The 254-nt window shown below is 49.6% G+C and carries 1 pseudogene; it reads right to left on the minus strand.

What is annotated here, in order from left to right:
* A pseudogene (locus tag HMPREF9184_RS09785) lies at positions 1 to 254 on the minus strand (T7SS effector LXG polymorphic toxin); the annotation flags it as partial.

A 254-nucleotide genomic window follows, 5' to 3' on the forward strand; every position in this document is an offset into this window, starting at 1 on the left:
TCGCAAAGCGTTGAACAGACTTGAGTTTGGCAAAGTCTCCTGACTGGTAACTCCCGACAGTGCGAGACTTGCCCGCATGCTCTGCTATCAAGGCCTTGGTCGCAGCTAGAAGTTCCTTAAAGGCGACCAAATCCTGACCCGCATGGCTGCTTTCGTACTGGATGATGGAGCTGTCCAAGTTCTTGACCTGATTCATGAGGAAGTTATAGTCCATGACTGTGCTGGTATGACTACTTCCTGAATAGCTTACCAAG

Source organism: Streptococcus sp. oral taxon 058 str. F0407 (assembly GCF_000235485.1).
Taxonomy (GTDB): domain Bacteria; phylum Bacillota; class Bacilli; order Lactobacillales; family Streptococcaceae; genus Streptococcus.